Annotated in this window: 24 protein-coding genes; all 24 read left to right on the forward strand. The window is 68.6% G+C overall.

From position 1 onward, the window contains the following. Positions 1-52: 52 nt before the first annotated feature. The 24 genes from CMS_RS01355 to rplX all read left to right on the forward strand — a co-directional run bounded on the left by CMS_RS01355 (position 53) and on the right by rplX (position 16,788). Positions 53-538 carry a hypothetical protein gene (locus CMS_RS01355; protein WP_223842690.1) on the forward strand — a complete coding sequence of 162 codons (486 nt, stop codon included), beginning with the start codon at positions 53-55 and terminating at the stop codon, positions 536-538. A 205-nt stretch (positions 539-743) separates the two neighbouring features. After that, a complete protein-coding gene (locus CMS_RS01360) occupies positions 744-1,592 on the forward strand; it encodes an amino acid ABC transporter substrate-binding protein (RefSeq protein ID WP_041464289.1) in 849 nt (282 codons plus the stop codon). Positions 1,593-1,636: 44 nt separating this feature from the next. Further along, positions 1,637-2,302: an amino acid ABC transporter permease gene (locus CMS_RS01365; RefSeq protein ID WP_012297746.1), complete on the forward strand. Its 666-nt coding sequence runs from the start codon at positions 1,637-1,639 to the stop codon at positions 2,300-2,302. Beyond that, the gene (locus CMS_RS01370) at positions 2,289-3,128 is read left to right on the forward strand and encodes an amino acid ABC transporter ATP-binding protein (protein ID WP_041464290.1); all 840 of its coding nucleotides are present in this window, start codon (positions 2,289-2,291) and stop codon (positions 3,126-3,128) included. Before CMS_RS01365 ends, CMS_RS01370 begins: the two co-directional genes overlap by 14 nt. Positions 3,129-3,201: 73 nt before the next feature. Then, a complete protein-coding gene (locus CMS_RS01375) occupies positions 3,202-4,104 on the forward strand; it encodes a hypothetical protein (protein ID WP_012297748.1) in 903 nt (300 codons plus the stop codon). 19 nt (positions 4,105-4,123) lie between these two features. Next, a complete protein-coding gene (locus tag CMS_RS01380) occupies positions 4,124-4,549 on the forward strand; it encodes a DUF6121 family protein (protein WP_106408665.1) in 426 nt (141 codons plus the stop codon). 264 nt (positions 4,550-4,813) lie between these two features. Beyond that, complete coding sequence (gene rpsL / locus CMS_RS01385) at positions 4,814-5,188, forward strand: 30S ribosomal protein S12 (protein WP_012039312.1); 375 nt, start codon at positions 4,814-4,816, stop codon at positions 5,186-5,188. Then, positions 5,188-5,658, forward strand: coding sequence for a 30S ribosomal protein S7 (gene rpsG / locus CMS_RS01390; RefSeq protein WP_012297750.1), 471 nt, complete (start codon positions 5,188-5,190; stop codon positions 5,656-5,658). Before rpsL ends, rpsG begins: the two co-directional genes overlap by 1 nt. Before the next feature lie 47 nt (positions 5,659-5,705). Beyond that, complete coding sequence (gene fusA / locus CMS_RS01395; protein WP_012297751.1) at positions 5,706-7,820, forward strand: elongation factor G; 2,115 nt, start codon at positions 5,706-5,708, stop codon at positions 7,818-7,820. A gap of 114 nt (positions 7,821-7,934) precedes the next feature. Beyond that, a complete protein-coding gene (gene tuf, locus CMS_RS01400; RefSeq protein ID WP_012297752.1) occupies positions 7,935-9,128 on the forward strand; it encodes an elongation factor Tu in 1,194 nt (397 codons plus the stop codon). A gap of 149 nt (positions 9,129-9,277) precedes the next feature. Then, positions 9,278-10,246 carry a DNA topoisomerase IB gene (locus CMS_RS01405; protein ID WP_012297753.1) on the forward strand — a complete coding sequence of 323 codons (969 nt, stop codon included), beginning with the start codon at positions 9,278-9,280 and terminating at the stop codon, positions 10,244-10,246. A 439-nt stretch (positions 10,247-10,685) separates the two neighbouring features. Further along, the gene (gene rpsJ / locus CMS_RS01410) at positions 10,686-10,994 is read left to right on the forward strand and encodes a 30S ribosomal protein S10 (protein ID WP_012039307.1); all 309 of its coding nucleotides are present in this window, start codon (positions 10,686-10,688) and stop codon (positions 10,992-10,994) included. 8 nt (positions 10,995-11,002) lie between these two features. Continuing rightward, positions 11,003-11,656, forward strand: coding sequence for a 50S ribosomal protein L3 (gene rplC, locus CMS_RS01415; protein ID WP_012297754.1), 654 nt, complete (start codon positions 11,003-11,005; stop codon positions 11,654-11,656). Positions 11,657-11,658: 2 nt separating this feature from the next. Further along, a complete protein-coding gene (gene rplD / locus CMS_RS01420; protein WP_012297755.1) occupies positions 11,659-12,315 on the forward strand; it encodes a 50S ribosomal protein L4 in 657 nt (218 codons plus the stop codon). Further along, entirely contained in the window at positions 12,312-12,611 is a 300-nt protein-coding gene (gene rplW, locus CMS_RS01425; RefSeq protein ID WP_012039304.1) for a 50S ribosomal protein L23, read from the forward strand. Before rplD ends, rplW begins: the two co-directional genes overlap by 4 nt. A 22-nt stretch (positions 12,612-12,633) precedes the next feature. Continuing rightward, on the forward strand, positions 12,634-13,473 hold the full coding sequence (rplB, locus tag CMS_RS01430) for a 50S ribosomal protein L2 (protein ID WP_012297756.1): 840 nt from the start codon (positions 12,634-12,636) through the stop codon (positions 13,471-13,473). Positions 13,474-13,485: 12 nt separating this feature from the next. Next, positions 13,486-13,767 (forward strand): 30S ribosomal protein S19, encoded by a 282-nt coding sequence (gene rpsS / locus CMS_RS01435; protein WP_012039302.1) that lies wholly within the window; start codon positions 13,486-13,488, stop codon positions 13,765-13,767. 25 nt (positions 13,768-13,792) lie between these two features. Beyond that, positions 13,793-14,185 carry a 50S ribosomal protein L22 gene (gene rplV / locus CMS_RS01440; RefSeq protein WP_012297757.1) on the forward strand — a complete coding sequence of 131 codons (393 nt, stop codon included), beginning with the start codon at positions 13,793-13,795 and terminating at the stop codon, positions 14,183-14,185. Continuing rightward, complete coding sequence (gene rpsC / locus CMS_RS01445; RefSeq protein WP_012039300.1) at positions 14,185-14,982, forward strand: 30S ribosomal protein S3; 798 nt, start codon at positions 14,185-14,187, stop codon at positions 14,980-14,982. Before rplV ends, rpsC begins: the two co-directional genes overlap by 1 nt. 2 nt (positions 14,983-14,984) lie before the next feature. Further along, positions 14,985-15,404 (forward strand): 50S ribosomal protein L16, encoded by a 420-nt coding sequence (rplP, locus tag CMS_RS01450; RefSeq protein ID WP_012039299.1) that lies wholly within the window; start codon positions 14,985-14,987, stop codon positions 15,402-15,404. Further along, positions 15,404-15,730 (forward strand): 50S ribosomal protein L29, encoded by a 327-nt coding sequence (gene rpmC, locus CMS_RS01455; protein ID WP_012039298.1) that lies wholly within the window; start codon positions 15,404-15,406, stop codon positions 15,728-15,730. The genes rplP and rpmC overlap by 1 nt, the downstream gene beginning before the upstream one ends. 2 nt (positions 15,731-15,732) lie before the next feature. Further along, positions 15,733-16,029, forward strand: coding sequence for a 30S ribosomal protein S17 (gene rpsQ / locus CMS_RS01460; protein ID WP_012039297.1), 297 nt, complete (start codon positions 15,733-15,735; stop codon positions 16,027-16,029). 28 nt (positions 16,030-16,057) lie between these two features. After that, positions 16,058-16,426 carry a 50S ribosomal protein L14 gene (rplN, locus tag CMS_RS01465; RefSeq protein ID WP_012039296.1) on the forward strand — a complete coding sequence of 123 codons (369 nt, stop codon included), beginning with the start codon at positions 16,058-16,060 and terminating at the stop codon, positions 16,424-16,426. A 2-nt stretch (positions 16,427-16,428) separates the two neighbouring features. Next, positions 16,429-16,788, forward strand: a complete 360-nt coding sequence (gene rplX, locus CMS_RS01470; RefSeq protein ID WP_012297760.1) for a 50S ribosomal protein L24 — start codon at positions 16,429-16,431, stop codon at positions 16,786-16,788.

Genomic DNA, 16,788 nt, shown 5'->3' on the forward strand with positions numbered 1-16,788 from the left:
GTGGGCGGACCCGGCGGCACCGACGCCGGGGACCCGAGGAGGCGTCGTGCGGATGCTGGAGGACGTGGTCCTGGCATGGCGGGCGCACGCGCTGCGCTACGCGACCGAGGCCGCGTCGCCGACGGGCGGCGCATCCGGTTCCGGATCGTGCCCCGACTGCGACGCCTCGCCCTTCACGGACCAGGAGGCGATCCCGCGGGACGCGCCCCACACGGCGATCCACCCGCTCATCGCCGCCCTCGAGGTCGCGCGCGCGGAGGCGGCCCGCGACGCCCGCGAGCGCCTCTACCGCGAGACGCGCGGGCCGGTCTACCGCGACCACCCCTTCGGCATGCCCGCGTTCGTCGACTACGGGGAGCGCGAGGAGGAGATCCAGCAGGTGGTGGACCAGGCGATGGAGCGCGAGCTCGCCCCCCTCGCGCCCGTGATCCGGCGGGCCCTCGACCGCTTCGTCAACCTGCGGCTCGTGGCGCTCGAGGGCGAGATCGGCCCGGTGCCCGACGGCCGCGACGGGTCGGACCCCGAGCCCCTCTTCTAGCGGCCGCACGGACAGGCCGGCGTCGGGATCCGTCATCCGGCGACATGGGAATACCGACACGGCGAGGGCGTTGAGACCATGGCGGTCGGCGCACCCGGACGGGTTCCGGACACCACGCGCCCCGCACCGCGCACGCAGCACCCGCACACAGCACCCGCACGAGGCGATCCCCCTGAGGAGATCCGCCGTGACCGCAAGGACCCCCATGACGCTCCGCCCCCGCCTCCGCCCCTCCCTCGCCCTCACCGGCCTCCTGGCCGCCGCCGCCCTCGGTCTCGCGGGCTGCGCCTCGGGCGACGCGGGCACCGGATCCGCGAACGGCACGTCCGGCACGCCGGCCGCCGCGACGAGCCTCTCCGACGTCAAGGCGAAGGGCGAGCTCGTCATCGGCACCGAGGGCACGTACTCGCCGTTCTCCTTCCACGAGGGATCCGGCTCCGGCGCGCTCACGGGCTACGACGTCGAGGTCGCGACCGCGGTGGCCGACAAGCTGGGCGTGAAGCCCGTCTTCGAGGAGACCCAGTTCGACGGCATCTTCGCGGGCCTCGAGGCCGGCCGCTGGGACGTCATCGCCAACCAGATCTCCATCACGGACGAGCGCAAGACGGTCTACGACTTCTCCGAGCCGTACACGGTCTCGCCCGGCGTCATCATCGTCAAGGGCTCCGACTCGGGCATCTCCTCGTTCGCCGACCTCGAGGGCAAGACCACGGCCCAGTCGCTCACGAGCAACTGGAACGAGCTCGCCACCCAGAGCGGCGCCAAGGTCGAGGCCGTCGAGGGCTTCGCCCAGGCGGTCACGCTCCTCCAGCAGGGCCGCGTCGACGCGACGATCAATGACCGCCTCACGCTCCTCGACTACCAGAAGCAGCAGGGCGACTCCGACTTGAAGGTGGCCGCGGAGACCGACGACCCGTCGCTCAGCGCGCTCGTCTTCCGCAAGGGCAGCGACGACCTCGTGGCCGCGGTCGACCAGGCGCTCGCCGACCTGCGCGCCGACGGCACGCTCGCCGGCATCTCCGACAAGTACTTCGGCGCGGACGTCTCGCAGTAGCCCGCCGCGTACGCTGACGGACGAGGACGAGACGAGGGGATCGCATGTCGAGGGAGTGGGACCTGTTCTGGTCGTCCTTCGGGCCGCTCGCGCTCGAGACGATCCGCGGCACCATCCCGCTCGCCCTCGTCACGTTCGCCCTGGGTCTCGCGATCGCGCTGGGCCTCGCGCTCATGCGCCTCTACGGCAACCGGCTCGTCTCGGGCATCGCGCGGTTCTACATCTCCGTCGTCCGCGGCACCCCGCTGCTGGTGCAGCTCTTCGTGATCTTCTACGGCCTGCCGTCCATCGGCGTCGTGCTGCCGCCGTGGCCGAGCGCGGTGATCGCCCTGTCGCTGAACGTGGGCGGCTACGCGGCGGAGATCATCCGCGCGTCGATCCTGTCGGTCCCGCGCGGCCAGTGGGAGGCGGGCCACACCATCGGCATGTCCCGTGCCCTGACGCTGCGCCGCATCATCGTGCCGCAGGCCGCCCGCGTGTCCGTGCCGCCGCTGTCGAACACGTTCATCAGCCTGGTGAAGGACACGTCCCTGGCCTCCGTGATCCTCGTGACCGAGCTCTTCAAGCAGGCGCAGCTCATCGCGTCGTCCACGTTCGAGTACATGCTGCTGTACCTCGAAGCTGCGCTGATCTACTGGCTCGTCTGCCTCGTGCTCTCGTTCGCGCAGACCCGCCTCGAGAGGAGGCTGGACCGGTATGTCGCCCACTGACCCGCACGCTCCCGCACCCGCCGCCGCGCGCACGCCCGGCGAGCCCGTCCTCACCGTCCGCGGCCTCCGCAAGTCGTTCGGCGACAACGAGGTGCTCCGCTCCATCGACCTCGAGGTCCGCCGCGGCGGCGTGACCGCGCTCATCGGTCCGAGCGGATCCGGCAAGACCACCGTCCTCCGCTCCCTCAACGGGCTCGAGGTGCCCGAGGAGGGCGTGGTCGAGGTGGCGGCGGCCGACGCCGACTCCCGATCCCGGACGTCCGGCCCCCTCCGCGTCGACTTCGCCGCGAAGCCGCGGCACCGCGAGCTCCTCGCCCTGCGCGACCGCTCCGCGATGGTCTTCCAGCAGTACAACCTCTTCCCGCACAAGACCGTGCTCGAGAACGTCATCGAGGGACCAGTGCAGGTTCAGCGCCGCCCGGTCGCCGAGGCCACGCGCGAGGCCGAGGAGCTGCTCGCGCGCGTCGGCCTCTCCGACAAGCGCGACCAGCACCCCTTCCAGCTGTCCGGCGGGCAGCAGCAGCGCGTGGGCATCGTGCGCGCGCTGGCGCTGCGGCCGCAGATCCTGCTCTTCGACGAGCCGACCTCGGCGCTCGACCCGGAGCTCGTGGGCGAGGTGCTCAGCGTCATCAAGGAGCTCGCCGACGAGGCGTGGACCATGGTGATCGTCACGCACGAGCTGGCCTTCGCCCGGCAGGTGGCCGACGAGGTCGTGTTCATGGACGGCGGCGTGGTCGTCGAGCGCGGGCACCCGTCCCAGGTCCTGCAGCACCCGACCGAGGAGCGGACACGCCGCTTCCTGCAGCGGCTGCTCGAGCCCTTCTAGCCGCTCGCTCCCATCTGGGCGCGCCCCGGCACGCCGCCGGGGCTGGGCGGCGCCGCCGAGGTAGGTTCGTGCCATGACCGACGACAGGCCCGCCCCGCACCGACAGCCCGACGAGGCCGACCAGCCGCTGGATCCCCGCACGCCGGACGAGCGCGCCGCCGCCGCGTTCGACGACGGTCCCGCCGACCGCGGCGCGGACTCCGCGCACTCCGACACCTCGACCTTCGACCAGACGGCCTTCGCGGCCCCCGTCGACGAGGACCACGAGAACCGCGAGCGCGAGCGGCGCGAGTCCGAGGCCCGCGTCGCCGAGGCCCGCGCGCGCGACGACCGCGAGCGCGAGGCCCGCGAGGCCGACGCCCGCGAGCGCGACGAGCGCGACCGCCGCGCCCGCGACGAGGAGGCAGCGCGCCAGTCGCAGTCGCAGCCCATCTACGTGCAAGCTCCCGTCCCGCCGGAGAAGCGCGGCAACCGCGGCTTCGGCGTGCTCATCGCGGTCGTCGCCGCCATCCTCTTCGCCCTGCTCTACTCGCTGGGCACGGCGCTCCTCGCGTCGGTGCGCAACCCGGACGCCTTCGGCGACGTCTTCGGGCGGTACCTGCTGTCGCCCGTCTTCTACGTGCCGACCATCGCGTTCCTCGTCTTCTTCGTGCTGCTGGCGCTCCTGGTCAACCGCGGGAAGTGGTGGGCGTTCGTCCTCGGCGGCCTGCCCGTCGCGATCCTCGTCTACGCCGCGTACGTCGGCACGCGCCTCCTCCAGGGCGGCGTCATGGACCTCGCGCCCTCGGAGCAGGCGCTCCTGCTCCAGCGCACGGTGACCTTCCCCGACGGGATCCTCGCGGGCTTCCTCGCCCGTGAGCTCGTGACATGGCTCGGCGCCGGCATCAGCGCCCGCGGCCGCCGCGTCAAGGCGAAGAACGTCGAGGCGCGCGCCGAGTACGACCGGAAGCTGGCGGAGCAGCCGGACCACCGCTGACGCGTGTCAGGCTGGGGGAGTGATCCCCCTCCTGGCCGCCGTCATGCACGTCGCGCTCGTCGTGTGCGTCTTCGGCTTCGCCGCCCTCTTCGGCGGTGACGACGTGATCCCTGAGCGGGATGCGGGCGTGCTCCTCGGGCCGGTCATGGTCGTGAGCGCGACGCTCGTCTTCGCCGTCGGCCTCATCCGCACCACGCGCGCCGCTGACCGCGAGCGGCGGATCCCCGTCCTCCCGGTGCTCGGCTGGGGCGCCGGAGCATGGCTCGCCTACGGGATCGTGGGCGCCGTCCTCTACCTCCTCGGCGGCGCGGACGTGTTCGCGAGCCTCGCGTTCGCTGTCCGTCACCTGGTGGATCCGTTCGGCATCGCCGTGCTGGGGATCTCGGCCCTGCTGGGCCTCGGCGCCGTCGCGCTGGCCGCCCGCGGCCCCTCGTCCACCGTTTGACCGGCGAGTCGCGGAACTGTATCGTTGCGGGGGTGTGCGCTCAGGCGTGCGCTCGTGTCGTGCCGTGAAGTCGGTGCGCCGAGCCGCCCAGGAGCGCACCGACCAGGGTTCGTCCATTCGGCCGGCCCCCACGGCATACCCGCCGGCGCCTCCCACTCCCGTGGTCGGCGGACGCGCGGGTCCAGTTGAACTCGATCCCCGTCCGCGGGCGTCGAATGCTGACCATCAACCCGCTGTCACCGTGCAGCATCGAGGAGTCCCGTAGTGCCCACCATCCAGCAGCTGGTCCGCAAGGGCCGCACGCCCAAGGTCGTCAAGACCAAGGCGCCCGCCCTGAAAGCGAACCCCCAGCAGCGCGGCGTCTGCACCCGCGTCTACACGACCACGCCCAAGAAGCCGAACTCGGCTCTGCGCAAGGTCGCCCGCGTCAAGCTCAGCAACGGCCAGGAGGTGACTGCCTACATCCCCGGTGAGGGCCACAACCTGCAGGAGCACTCCATGGTGCTCGTCCGCGGCGGTCGTGTGAAGGACCTCCCCGGCGTGCGCTACAAGATCGTCCGCGGCGCGCTCGACACCCAGGCCGTGAAGAACCGCAAGCAGGCTCGCAGCCGGTACGGCGCGAAGATGGAGAAGAAGTAATGCCTCGCAAGGGTCCCGCCCCCAAGCGCCCTGTCGTCGCAGATCCCGTCTACGGTGCGCCGATCGTCAGCCAGCTCGTCAACAAGATCCTGCTCGACGGCAAGAAGGGCCTCGCCGAGAGGATCGTCTACGACGCCCTCGCCGGCGTCGCCGCGAAGAACGGCCAGGACGCCGTCGTCACGCTGAAGAAGGCGCTCGACAACGTCCGCCCGGCCCTCGAGGTCCGCTCGCGCCGCGTGGGTGGCTCCACCTACCAGGTGCCGATCGAGGTCAAGCCGCACCGCGCGAACACCCTCGCGCTCCGCTGGCTCACGACGTACGCCAAGTCGCGTCGCGAGAAGACCATGACCGAGCGTCTCACCAACGAGATCCTCGACGCCTCGAACGGCCTCGGTGCCGCGGTCAAGCGCCGCGAGGACACCCACAAGATGGCCGAGTCGAACAAGGCCTTCGCGCACTACCGCTGGTAGCCGTCCACCTCGTTCGACCGCATCACCAACCCCTTTCGGAGGAACCTGTGGCACAGGACGTGCTCACCGACCTGAACAAGGTCCGCAACATCGGCATCATGGCTCACATCGATGCCGGCAAGACCACCACCACCGAGCGCATCCTGTACTACACGGGCATCACTCACAAGATCGGCGAGGTCCACGACGGCGCCGCCACGATGGACTGGATGGCCCAGGAGCAGGAGCGCGGCATCACGATCACGTCCGCCGCGACGACGTGCTTCTGGAACAAGAACCAGATCAACATCATCGACACCCCCGGGCACGTCGACTTCACCGTCGAGGTGGAGCGTTCGCTCCGCGTCCTCGACGGCGCGGTCGCCGTGTTCGACGGCAAGGAGGGCGTCGAGCCCCAGTCCGAGACGGTGTGGCGCCAGGCCGACAAGTACGACGTGCCCCGCATCTGCTTCGTCAACAAGATGGACAAGCTGGGCGCCGACTTCTACTTCACGGTCGACACCATCGTCAACCGCCTCGGCGCGAAGCCGCTGGTCATCCAGCTGCCCATCGGCGCGGAGGGCGGCTTCGAGGGCGTCATCGACCTCGTCGAGATGCGCGCGCTGACCTGGCGCGGCGACTCCAAGGGAGACGTCGAGCTGGGTGCGAAGTACGACATCGAGGAGATCCCCGCGGATCTGAAGGACAAGGCGGACGAGTACCGGGCCAAGCTGCTCGAGACCGTCGCCGAGACCGACGACGCGCTGCTCGAGAAGTACTTCGGCGGCGAGGAGCTGACGGTGGCGGAGATCAAGGCCGCCATCCGCAAGCTCACCGTCAACAGCGAGATCTACCCCGTGCTCTGCGGCTCCGCGTTCAAGAACCGCGGCGTCCAGCCGATGCTCGACGCGGTGATCGACTACCTCCCCAGCCCGCTCGACGTGCCGCCCATGGAGGGCCACGACGTGCGCGACGAGGAGAAGATCATCATCCGCAAGCCGGACTCGACCGAGCCGTTCTCGGCGCTCGCGTTCAAGGTCGCGGTGCACCCGTTCTTCGGTCGCCTCACCTACGTGCGCGTCTACTCGGGTCACATCGCGAGCGGCTCGCAGGTCATCAACTCGACCAAGGGCAAGAAGGAGCGCATCGGGAAGATCTTCCAGATGCACTCCAACAAGGAGAACCCGGTCGACTCGGTCACCGCCGGTCACATCTACGCGGTCATCGGCCTCAAGGACACGACCACGGGCGACACGCTCTGCGACCCGCAGGACCAGATCGTCCTCGAGTCGATGACGTTCCCCGAGCCCGTCATCGAGGTCGCGATCGAGCCGAAGACGAAGGCCGACCAGGAGAAACTGGGTGTCGCCATCCAGAAGCTCGCCGAGGAGGACCCGACCTTCCGCACCGAGCAGAACCAGGAGACCGGTCAGACGGTCATCAAGGGAATGGGCGAGCTCCACCTCGACATCCTGGTCGACCGCATGAAGCGCGAGTTCAACGTCGAGGCCAACGTCGGCAAGCCGCAGGTCGCGTACCGCGAGACCATCCGTGGCACCGTCGACAAGCACGACTTCACGCACAAGAAGCAGACGGGTGGATCCGGGCAGTTCGCGAAGATCCAGATCAAGATCGAGCCCATGGAGGTGACCGCGGAGAAGACCTACGAGTTCGACAACAAGGTCACCGGCGGTCGCGTCCCCCGGGAGTACATCCCCTCGGTGGACGCGGGCATCCAGGACGCGCTCCAGGTCGGCATCCTCGCGGGCTACCCGATGGTCGGCGTGAAGGCGACGCTGCTCGACGGCGCCGCGCACGACGTCGACTCCTCGGAGATGGCGTTCAAGATCGCCGGCTCGATGGCCTTCAAGGAGGCCGCGCGCAAGGCGAAGCCCGTGCTGCTCGAGCCGCTCATGGCCGTCGAGGTTCGCACGCCCGAGGAGTACATGGGCGACGTCATCGGCGACCTGAACTCCCGGCGCGGCCAGATCCAGGCCATGGAGGACGCGAGCGGTGTGAAGGTCATCACCGCGAACGTCCCCCTGTCGGAGATGTTCGGCTACGTCGGAGACCTGAGGAGCAAGACCTCGGGCCGTGCGGTGTACTCGATGAGCTTCGGCAGCTACGCCGAGGTCCCGAAGGCTGTCGCCGACGAGATCGTCCAGAAGAACAAGGGCGAGTAGCCCTCCAGTTCGAGCGGCATCCGCCGTTTCAGTACCATAAGCAGCATCTCCAACACGCAGGGCGTCCGGTCACGTACCGGATGCCCTGCCACCGAGTCCTGAGGAGGACCCACAGTGGGTAAGGCCAAGTTCGAGCGCACCAAGCCGCACGTCAACATCGGAACGATCGGTCACGTCGACCACGGCAAGACGACGCTGACGGCAGCGATCTCCAAGGTCCTGGCGGACAAGTACCCGTCGGCGACCAACGTGCAGCGCGACTTCGCGTCCATCGACTCCGCTCCCGAGGAGCGCCAGCGCGGCATCACGATCAACATCTCGCACGTCGAGTACGAGACGCCCAAGCGTCACTACGCTCACGTCGACGCCCCGGGTCACGCTGACTACATCAAGAACATGATCACGGGCGCCGCCCAGATGGACGGCGCGATCCTCGTGGTCGCCGCCACCGACGGCCCCATGGCGCAGACGCGTGAGCACGTGCTGCTCGCGAAGCAGGTCGGCGTGCCGTACCTGCTCGTCGCGCTCAACAAGTCCGACATGGTCGACGACGAGGAGATCCTCGAGCTCGTCGAGCTCGAGGTCCGCGAGCTGCTCTCCAGCCAGGACTTCGACGGCGACAACGCCCCCGTCGTCCAGGTGTCCGGCCTCAAGGCGCTCGAGGGCGACGAGAAGTGGGTCGAGCAGATCGTCAAGCTCATGGAGGCCGTCGACGAGTCGATCCCCGAGCCCGTCCGCGACAAGGACAAGCCGTTCCTCATGCCCGTCGAGGACGTCTTCACGATCACCGGTCGTGGAACCGTCGTTACGGGTCGCGCCGAGCGCGGCACCCTCGCCATCAACTCGGACGTCGAGATCGTCGGCATCCGTCCCACCGTCAAGACCACCGTCACGGGCATCGAGATGTTCCACAAGCAGCTCGACGAGGCCTGGGCCGGCGAGAACTGCGGGCTCCTGCTCCGTGGCACCAAGCGCGAGGACGTCGAGCGCGGCCAGGTCATCGTCAAGCCGGGTTCGGTCACGCCGCACACGAAGTTCGAGGGCACCGCGTACATCCTCTCCAAGGAGGAGGGCGGGCGTCACAACCCGTTCTACGGGAACTACCGTCCGCAGTTCTACTTCCGCACCACCGACGTCACCGGTGTCATCACGCTGCCCGAGGGCGCCGAGATGGTCATGCCCGGCGACACCACCGACATGAAGGTCGAGCTGATCCAGCCGATCGCCATGGAGGAGGGCCTCGGCTTCGCCATCCGTGAGGGTGGCCGCACCGTCGGCGCCGGCACGGTCACGAAGATCGTCAAGTAGCGCCCAGCTCCACCAGCACCACCTCCGAGAGGGTCGGGCCGTCATGGCCCGGCCCTTTCGGCCGTTAAGACTGGGCCGTGTGTCACGGCTGGCCGGGAGGAGTCGCATCGTGCCCTAACGGATGACCGTGGTGCGCGTAGGTTCGACCAATGGTCAGACTCCGGCGCAGCGACGCCACCGGCAAGGGCTACACCCGCAAGCGAGCAGGCCGGGGCTGGACCTACCTCGACGCGCAGGGGAACCGGGTCACCGACAGGGTGCTCCGCGCCCGCATGGAGAAGCTCGGGATCCCGCCGGCGTGGACCGACGTCTGGATCGCGCCGTACGAGAACGGCCACGTGCAGGCGACGGGCATGGACAGCGCCGGCCGCCGGCAGTACATCTACCACCCGACCTGGCGCGAGCAGAAGGACCGGATCAAGTTCGACCGCGCGCTGCAGCTCGCCGAGTCGCTGCCCGCGGCACGGCGGCAGGTGACGATCCACCTGCGCCAGGATGGTTTCACCCGGGACCGCGCCCTCGCCGCGGGGTTCCGGATGCTCGACACCGGCAGCCTCCGCGTGGGCAGCGAGCGGTACACCGAGTCCAATGGCAGCCACGGGCTCTCGACGCTGCTGTGCTCGCACGTCGCCATCCACGGCGAGACCGTCCACCTCGAGTTCCCCGCGAAGAGCGGGCAGGAGTGGTCGAGCGACATCAAGGACGCCGACCTCGTGAAGGTCATCCGGGGTCTCAAGCGCCGCGGCCCGAACGCGCGCCTGCTGGCGTACAGGGACGGCGACGTCTGGCATCCGCTGGGCGCCGCGGACATCAACGCGTACGTCCAGGAGCGCACGGGCGGCGAGTTCACGGCGAAGGACTTCCGCACGCTGCACGGCACCGTCGCCGCGGCGATCAGCCTCGCCAAGCACGGGCCCGAGGACGCCAAGGGCAAGCGGCAGCGGGCGCTCGCGCAGGCGTACCGCGACGCCGCGGAGGTGCTCAGCAACACCCCTACCATCGCGAAGAACAGCTACGTGAATCCGCGCCTCGTCGACGAGTACGGGCACGGCCGCACGATCGACCCGCAGCGCCTCGCGTCGGGCGAGACGGAGCTGCGGAACCTGCTGTTCCGGTGAGCCCGGCGGGGCCGCCTCGGCTCCGTCGGAAGTGCTGAGAGCCCCGGAATCACGGGGGAGCGGGCGCGACACGCCCGGGTTGCACGCGTGGCCGGACTATGACAAACTCGTCTAGTTCAACATTCCGGTGCACACCGCCCTGCGCGCGAGACACCGGATCACTGCCAGGCAGTGCATAGCCGCCCGGAGCGCTCGTCGCTCCCGGAGCAGGTTAGGCCGCGGGCAGCAGAGCAGAAGCACACGACACCTACCGGATGAGCACCGCTCGTCCGCGCCCGCATGCGGGCGGGTGCACGAGCTGCCCGAGGCCGCGTCCCACGATGCGCGCCCGGGTGCACCACGGATGGTGCACGCCACGAGGCGCGACCATCCGAGCGAGGGACACACGCGTCCAATACGGTCCGAGGCCGCATGACGCACGAAAGAGAGAGAGTCACACATGGCGGGACAGAAGATCCGCATCCGACTTAAGTCGTACGACCACTCGGTCATCGACTCCTCGGCCCGGAAGATCGTCGACACGGTGACCCGCGCGGGCGCCACGGTCGTCGGCCCGGTGCCGCTGCCCACGGAGAAGAACGTGATCTGCGTGATCCGTTCCCCCCACAAGTACAAGGACAGCCGCGAGCACTTCGAGATGCGCACGCACAAGCGTCTGATCGACATCGTCGACCCGACGCCGAAGGCGGTCGACTCGCTCATGCGACTCGACCTCCCGGCCGACGTCAACATCGAGATCAAGCTCTAAGGGAACCCATGTCTACCGCTAACAGGACTTTCACCGGTCTGCTCGGCACGAAGCTGGGCATGACGCAGGTGTGGGACGAGAACAACAAGCTCATCCCCGTGACCGTCGTGCAGATCACCCCGAACGTCGTCACCCAGGTGCGCACGCCCGAGGTCGACGGCTACGGCGCCATCCAGATCGCCTACGGCCAGATCGACCCCCGCAAGGCCGACAAGCCGAGCACCGGCCACTTCGACAAGGCCGGCGTCACGCCGCGCCGCCACCTCACCGAGGTCCGCACGGCCGACTTCGCCGAGTACACGCTCGGCCAGGAGATCACCGTCGGCGCCTTCGAGCCCGGCACCAAGGTCGACGTCGTCGGCACCAGCAAGGGCAAGGGCTTCGCCGGCGTCATGAAGCGCCACAACTTCAAGGGCGTCTCGGCCTCGCACGGTTCGCACCGCAACCACCGCAAGCCCGGCTCCATCGGCGCCTCCTCGACCCCCAGCCGTGTCTTCAAGGGCATGCGCATGGCCGGTCGCATGGGCGGCGAGCGCGTCACCGTGCTGAACCTCGTCGTCCACAGCGTGGACGCCGAGAAGGGCCTCCTGCTCGTCAAGGGCGCAGTGCCCGGCGCGCGTGGCCGCATCGTCTTCGTCCGCAACGCAGTGAAGGGGAAGTAGTCATGGCTACCGACACCCAGCTCGACGTCCTCGACGCGACCGGTGCAGTCACCGGCTCCGTCGACCTGCCCGCGTCGATCTTCGACGTGCAGACCAACGTCCCGCTCATCCACCAGGTCGTCGTCGCCCAGCTCGCCGCGGCGCGCCAGGGAACGCACAAGACCAAGGGCCGCGGCGAGGTCTCCGGCGCCGGTCGCAAGCCGTTCAAGCAGAAGGGAACCGGTCGCGCTCGTCAGGGCTCGATCCGCGCCCCCCAGATGACCGGCGGTGGCATCGTCCACGGACCCACGCCCCGCAACTACTCGCAGCGCACCCCCAAGAAGATGATCGCCGCCGCTCTGCTCGGTGCCCTCTCCGACCGCGCGCGCGGCGCCCGCCTCCACGTCATCGAGAGCCTCTCCGCCGGAGACGTCCCCTCGACGAAGACCGTGGTCGCGCTGCTCGAGGGCATCGCCACGAGCAAGCACGTCCTCATCGTCCTGGAGCGCACCGACGAGGTCAGCCTCCGCAGCGTGCGCAACATCCCGACGGTCCACGTGCTGTCCTACGACCAGCTCAACGCGTACGACGTGCTCGTGAGCGACGACATCGTCTTCACGAAGGGCGCGTTCGACGCGTTCGTCGAGTCGAAGACGGCCAAGGAAGAGGTTGCCGCATGAGCGCCACCCAGAAGGATCCCCGCGACATCATCATCGCGCCGGTCGTCTCCGAGAAGAGCTACGGCCTGATCGACCAGGGCAAGTACACGTTCATCGTGGACCCCCGCTCGAACAAGACCGAGATCAAGCTCGCGATCGAGAAGATCTTCGGCGTGCAGGTCGCGTCGGTCAACACGCTCAACAAGCAGGGCAAGACCCGCCGGACCAAGTTCGGGATGGGCAAGCGCAAGGACACCAAGCGCGCCATCGTCTCCCTCAAGTCGGGCTCCATCGACATCTTCACGACTGTCGGCTGAGACCGGGACTAGGAAAACACCAATGGCCATTCGCAAGTACAAGCCCACGACCCCGGGTCGTCGCGGTTCGTCCGTCGCCGACTTCGCGGAGATCACGCGTTCGACGCCCGAGAAGTCCCTGTTGCGTCCCCTGCCCAAGCACGGTGGTCGCAACAACGCCGGTCGCATCACCACCCGCCACATCGGCGGCGGGCACAAGCGCCAGTACCGCGTCATCGACTTCAAGCGCAACGACAAGGACGGCGTCCTCGCCACCGTCGCGCACATCGAGTACGACCCCAACCGCACGGCGCGCATCGCGCTCCTGCACTTCATCGACGGCACGAAGCGCTACATCATCGCGCCGAACAAGCTGAAGCAGGGCGACAAGATCGAGTCGGGCGCCCAGGCCGACATCAAGCCCGGCAACAACCTGCCGCTGCGCAACATCCCCACGGGTACCGTCATCCACGCCATCGAGCTCCGCCCCGGCGGCGGCGCGAAGATGGGCCGCTCCGCCGGCGCCTCCGTGCGCCTCGTGGCGAAGGACGGCCCCTACGCCCAGCTGCGCCTGCCCTCCGGCGAGATCCGCAACGTCGATGCGCGCTGCCGCGCGACCATCGGCGAGGTCGGCAACGCCGAGCAGTCGAACATCAACTGGGGCAAGGCCGGCCGCATGCGCTGGAAGGGCGTCCGCCCGACCGTCCGCGGTGTCGCGATGAACCCGGTCGACCACCCGCACGGTGGTGGTGAGGGCAAGACCTCCGGTGGTCGCCACCCGGTCAGCCCGTGGGGCCAGAAGGAAGGCCGCACGCGCCACATCAACAAGCCCAGCGACAAGCTCATCGTTCGCCGCCGCAACGCCGGCAAGAAGCGCAAGTAGGAGTTGTAGAAGATGCCACGCAGTCTGAAGAAGGGCCCCTTCGTCGACGACCACCTGCTCCGCAAGGTGATCTCGGCGAACGAGGCCAGCAGCAAGAACGTGATCAAGACCTGGTCGCGCCGCTCGATGATCATCCCGGCGATGCTGGGTCACACGATCGCGGTGCACGACGGTCGCAAGCACGTCCCCGTGTTCGTCACGGAGTCCATGGTCGGCCACAAGCTCGGCGAGTTCGCTCTTACGCGCACCTTCCGCGGCCACGTGAAGGACGACAAGAAGGGTCGTCGTCGCTAACGCGGCGACGAGAAGGAGGAGAGAAATGGTGGAGTCGATCGCACGCGTGCGTCACATCCGCGTCACCCCCCAGAAGGCCCGTCGTGTCGTGGACATGATCCGTGGCAAGCAGGCCGAGGAGGCCCTGGCCATCCTGAAGTTCGCGCCGCAGGGCGCGAGCGAGCCGATCTACAAGCTGGTGGCCTCGGCCATGGCGAACGCGCGGGTCAAGGCCGACGCGTCCAACAGCTTCCTCGCGGAGCAGGACCTCTACATCGCCAAGGCGTTCGTGGACGAGGGCACCACCCTCAAGCGGTTCCAGCCGCGCGCACAGGGTCGCGCATTCCGTATCAACAAGCGCACCAGCCACATCACGGTCGTCCTCGCGACGCCGGATGAGGCGGACGTGGCGACGACCGCGAAGAAGGCGAGCAAGTAATGGGACAGAAGGTCAACCCGTACGGGTTCCGTCTCGGGATCACGACCGACCACGTGTCGCGTTGGTTCTCGGACAGCACGAAGAAGGGGCAGCGTTACAGCGACTACGTCGCCGAGGACGTGCGCATCCGCACCATGCTCAAGACGAGCCTCGACCGCGCCGGTGTAGCGCGCATCGAGATCGAGCGCACCCGTGACCGTGTCCGCGTGGACATCTACACGGCCCGCCCGGGCATCGTCATCGGCCGCCGCGGCGTCGAGGCCGAGCGCATCCGCGCCGACCTCGAGAAGCTCACGGGCAAGCAGATCCAGTTGAACATCCTCGAGGTGAAGAACCCCGAGGCCGAGGCGCAGCTGGTGGCCCAGGGCATTGCCGAGCAGCTCGCGGGTCGTGTGGCGTTCCGCCGTGCGATGCGCAAGGGCCTGCAGGGCGCACAGCGCGCCGGCGCCAAGGGCGTCCGCATCCAGGTGTCGGGCCGTCTCGGCGGCGCCGAGATGAGCCGGTCGGAGTTCTACCGCGAGGGCCGCGTGCCGCTGCACACCCTCCGCGCGAACATCGACTACGGCTTCTACGAGGCCCGCACGTCCTTCGGCCGCATCGGCGTGAAGGTGTGGGTCTACAAGGGCGACATCACGAACAAGGATCTCGCTCGGGAGCAGGCGAACCAGAAGTCGTCGCGCCCGGAGCGTCGTAACGACCGTTCCGACGGTCGAACCGGAGATCGCCGCACCAACGCGCCGCGCACCGCGCCGGCCGCCGAGGCAGCGCCGGTCGCCGCAGCAGGAGTTGAGGCGTAACCATGTTGATCCCCCGCAAGGTCAAGCACCGCAAGCAGCACCACCCGGGTCGTACCGGCCACGCGACCGGCGGCACCGTCGTCTCGTTCGGCGAGTACGGCATCCAGGCCCTCACGCCCGCCTACGTCACCAACCGCCAGATCGAGTCCGCTCGCATCGCCATGACGCGTCACGTGAAGCGCGGCGGGAACGTGTACATCAACATCTTCCCGGACCGCCCGCTCACCAAGAAGCCCGCCGAGACCCGCATGGGTTCCGGCAAGGGCTCGGTCGAGTGGTGGGTCGCCAACGTCAAGCCGGGTCGCGTGCTCTTCGAGCTCTCCGGCGTCGACGAGGCCACGGCGCGCGAGGCGCTCACCCGGGCCATCCACAAGCTGCCCCTCAAGGCACGCATCATCAAGCGCGAGGAAGGCGACGCATAATGGCGATCGGTTCCAAGGAGCTCGCCCCCGTCGAGCTGGACACTTTCGAGGACGAGCGACTCGTCGAAGAGCTGAAGAAGGCCAAGGAGGAGCTGTTCAACCTGCGCTTCCAGTCGGCCACCGGTCAGCTCGACAGCCACGGCCGCCTCCGCGCGGTCAAGCGCGACATCGCTCGGATCTACACGGTCATCCGCGAGCGCGAGCTGGGCATCCGTGCCACGCCCGCCCCCGTCGAGGTCCCCGAGAAGCCCGAGAAGAAGAAGGCGACGAAGAAGGCCGCGAAGGCCGACGACGCCGCCGTCACCGAGAAGGCTGAGGAGGCTTGATCATGGCGAACGCCGAAGAGAAGAACACGGCTGACACCGCGACGGCCGACCGCGGCTACCGCAAGTCCCGTCGTGGCTACGTCACCAGCGACAAGATGGACAAGACCATCGTCGTCGAGGTCGAGGACCGCGTGAAGCACCCGCTGTACGGCAAGGTCATCCGCCGCACCTCCAAGGTCAAGGCGCACGACGAGGCGAACACCGCCGGCATCGGCGACCTGGTCCTGATCAACGAGACCCGTCCCCTCAGCGCCTCCAAGCGCTGGCGCCTGGTCGAGATCCTCGAGAAGGCCAAGTAGCCCCGGCTGCTTGGATGAAGGAGCAACAGTGATTCAGCAGGAATCCCGCCTCAAGATCGCGGACAACACGGGCGCCAAGGAGATCTTGACCATCCGGGTGCTCGGTGGCTCGGGTCGTCGCTACGCCGGTCTCGGCGACGTCATCGTCGCGACCGTCAAGGACGCGATCCCCGGCGGAAACGTCAAGAAGGGCGAGGTCGTCAAGGCCGTCATCGTCCGCACCAAGAAGGAGACGCGCCGTCCCGACGGCTCGTACATCAAGTTCGACGAGAACGCCGCCGTCATCCTGAACAGCAACGGGGAGCCCCGCGGCACCCGCATCTTCGGACCGGTGGGCCGCGAGCTCCGGGACAAGAAGTTCATGAAGATCATCTCGCTGGCACCGGAGGTCATTTAGTCATGGCGAACATCAAGAAGGGTGACCTCGTGCAGGTCATCACGGGTCGCACGCAGGCCAAGGGCGGCGACCGGGGCAAGCAGGGCCGTGTCCTGTCCGTCCTGGTCGAGCGCAACCGCGTCGTCGTCGAGGGCGTGAACTTCGTCACGAAGCACGTCCGCGTCGGCCAGACGCAGCGCGGCTCCAAGACCGGCGGCATCGAGACCGTCGAGGCGCCCATCCACATCTCCAACGTCGCGCTCGTCGACCCCGAGTCCAAGAAGCCCACGCGAGTCGGCTTCCGGACCGAGACGGTCGAGAAGGACGGGGTCTCCAAGACCGTCCGCGTCCGCTACGCCAAGAAGTCAGGTAAGGACCTCTAG

Origin of the sequence: Clavibacter sepedonicus, from assembly GCF_000069225.1 — a bacterium.
GTDB lineage: Bacteria > Actinomycetota > Actinomycetes > Actinomycetales > Microbacteriaceae > Clavibacter > Clavibacter sepedonicus.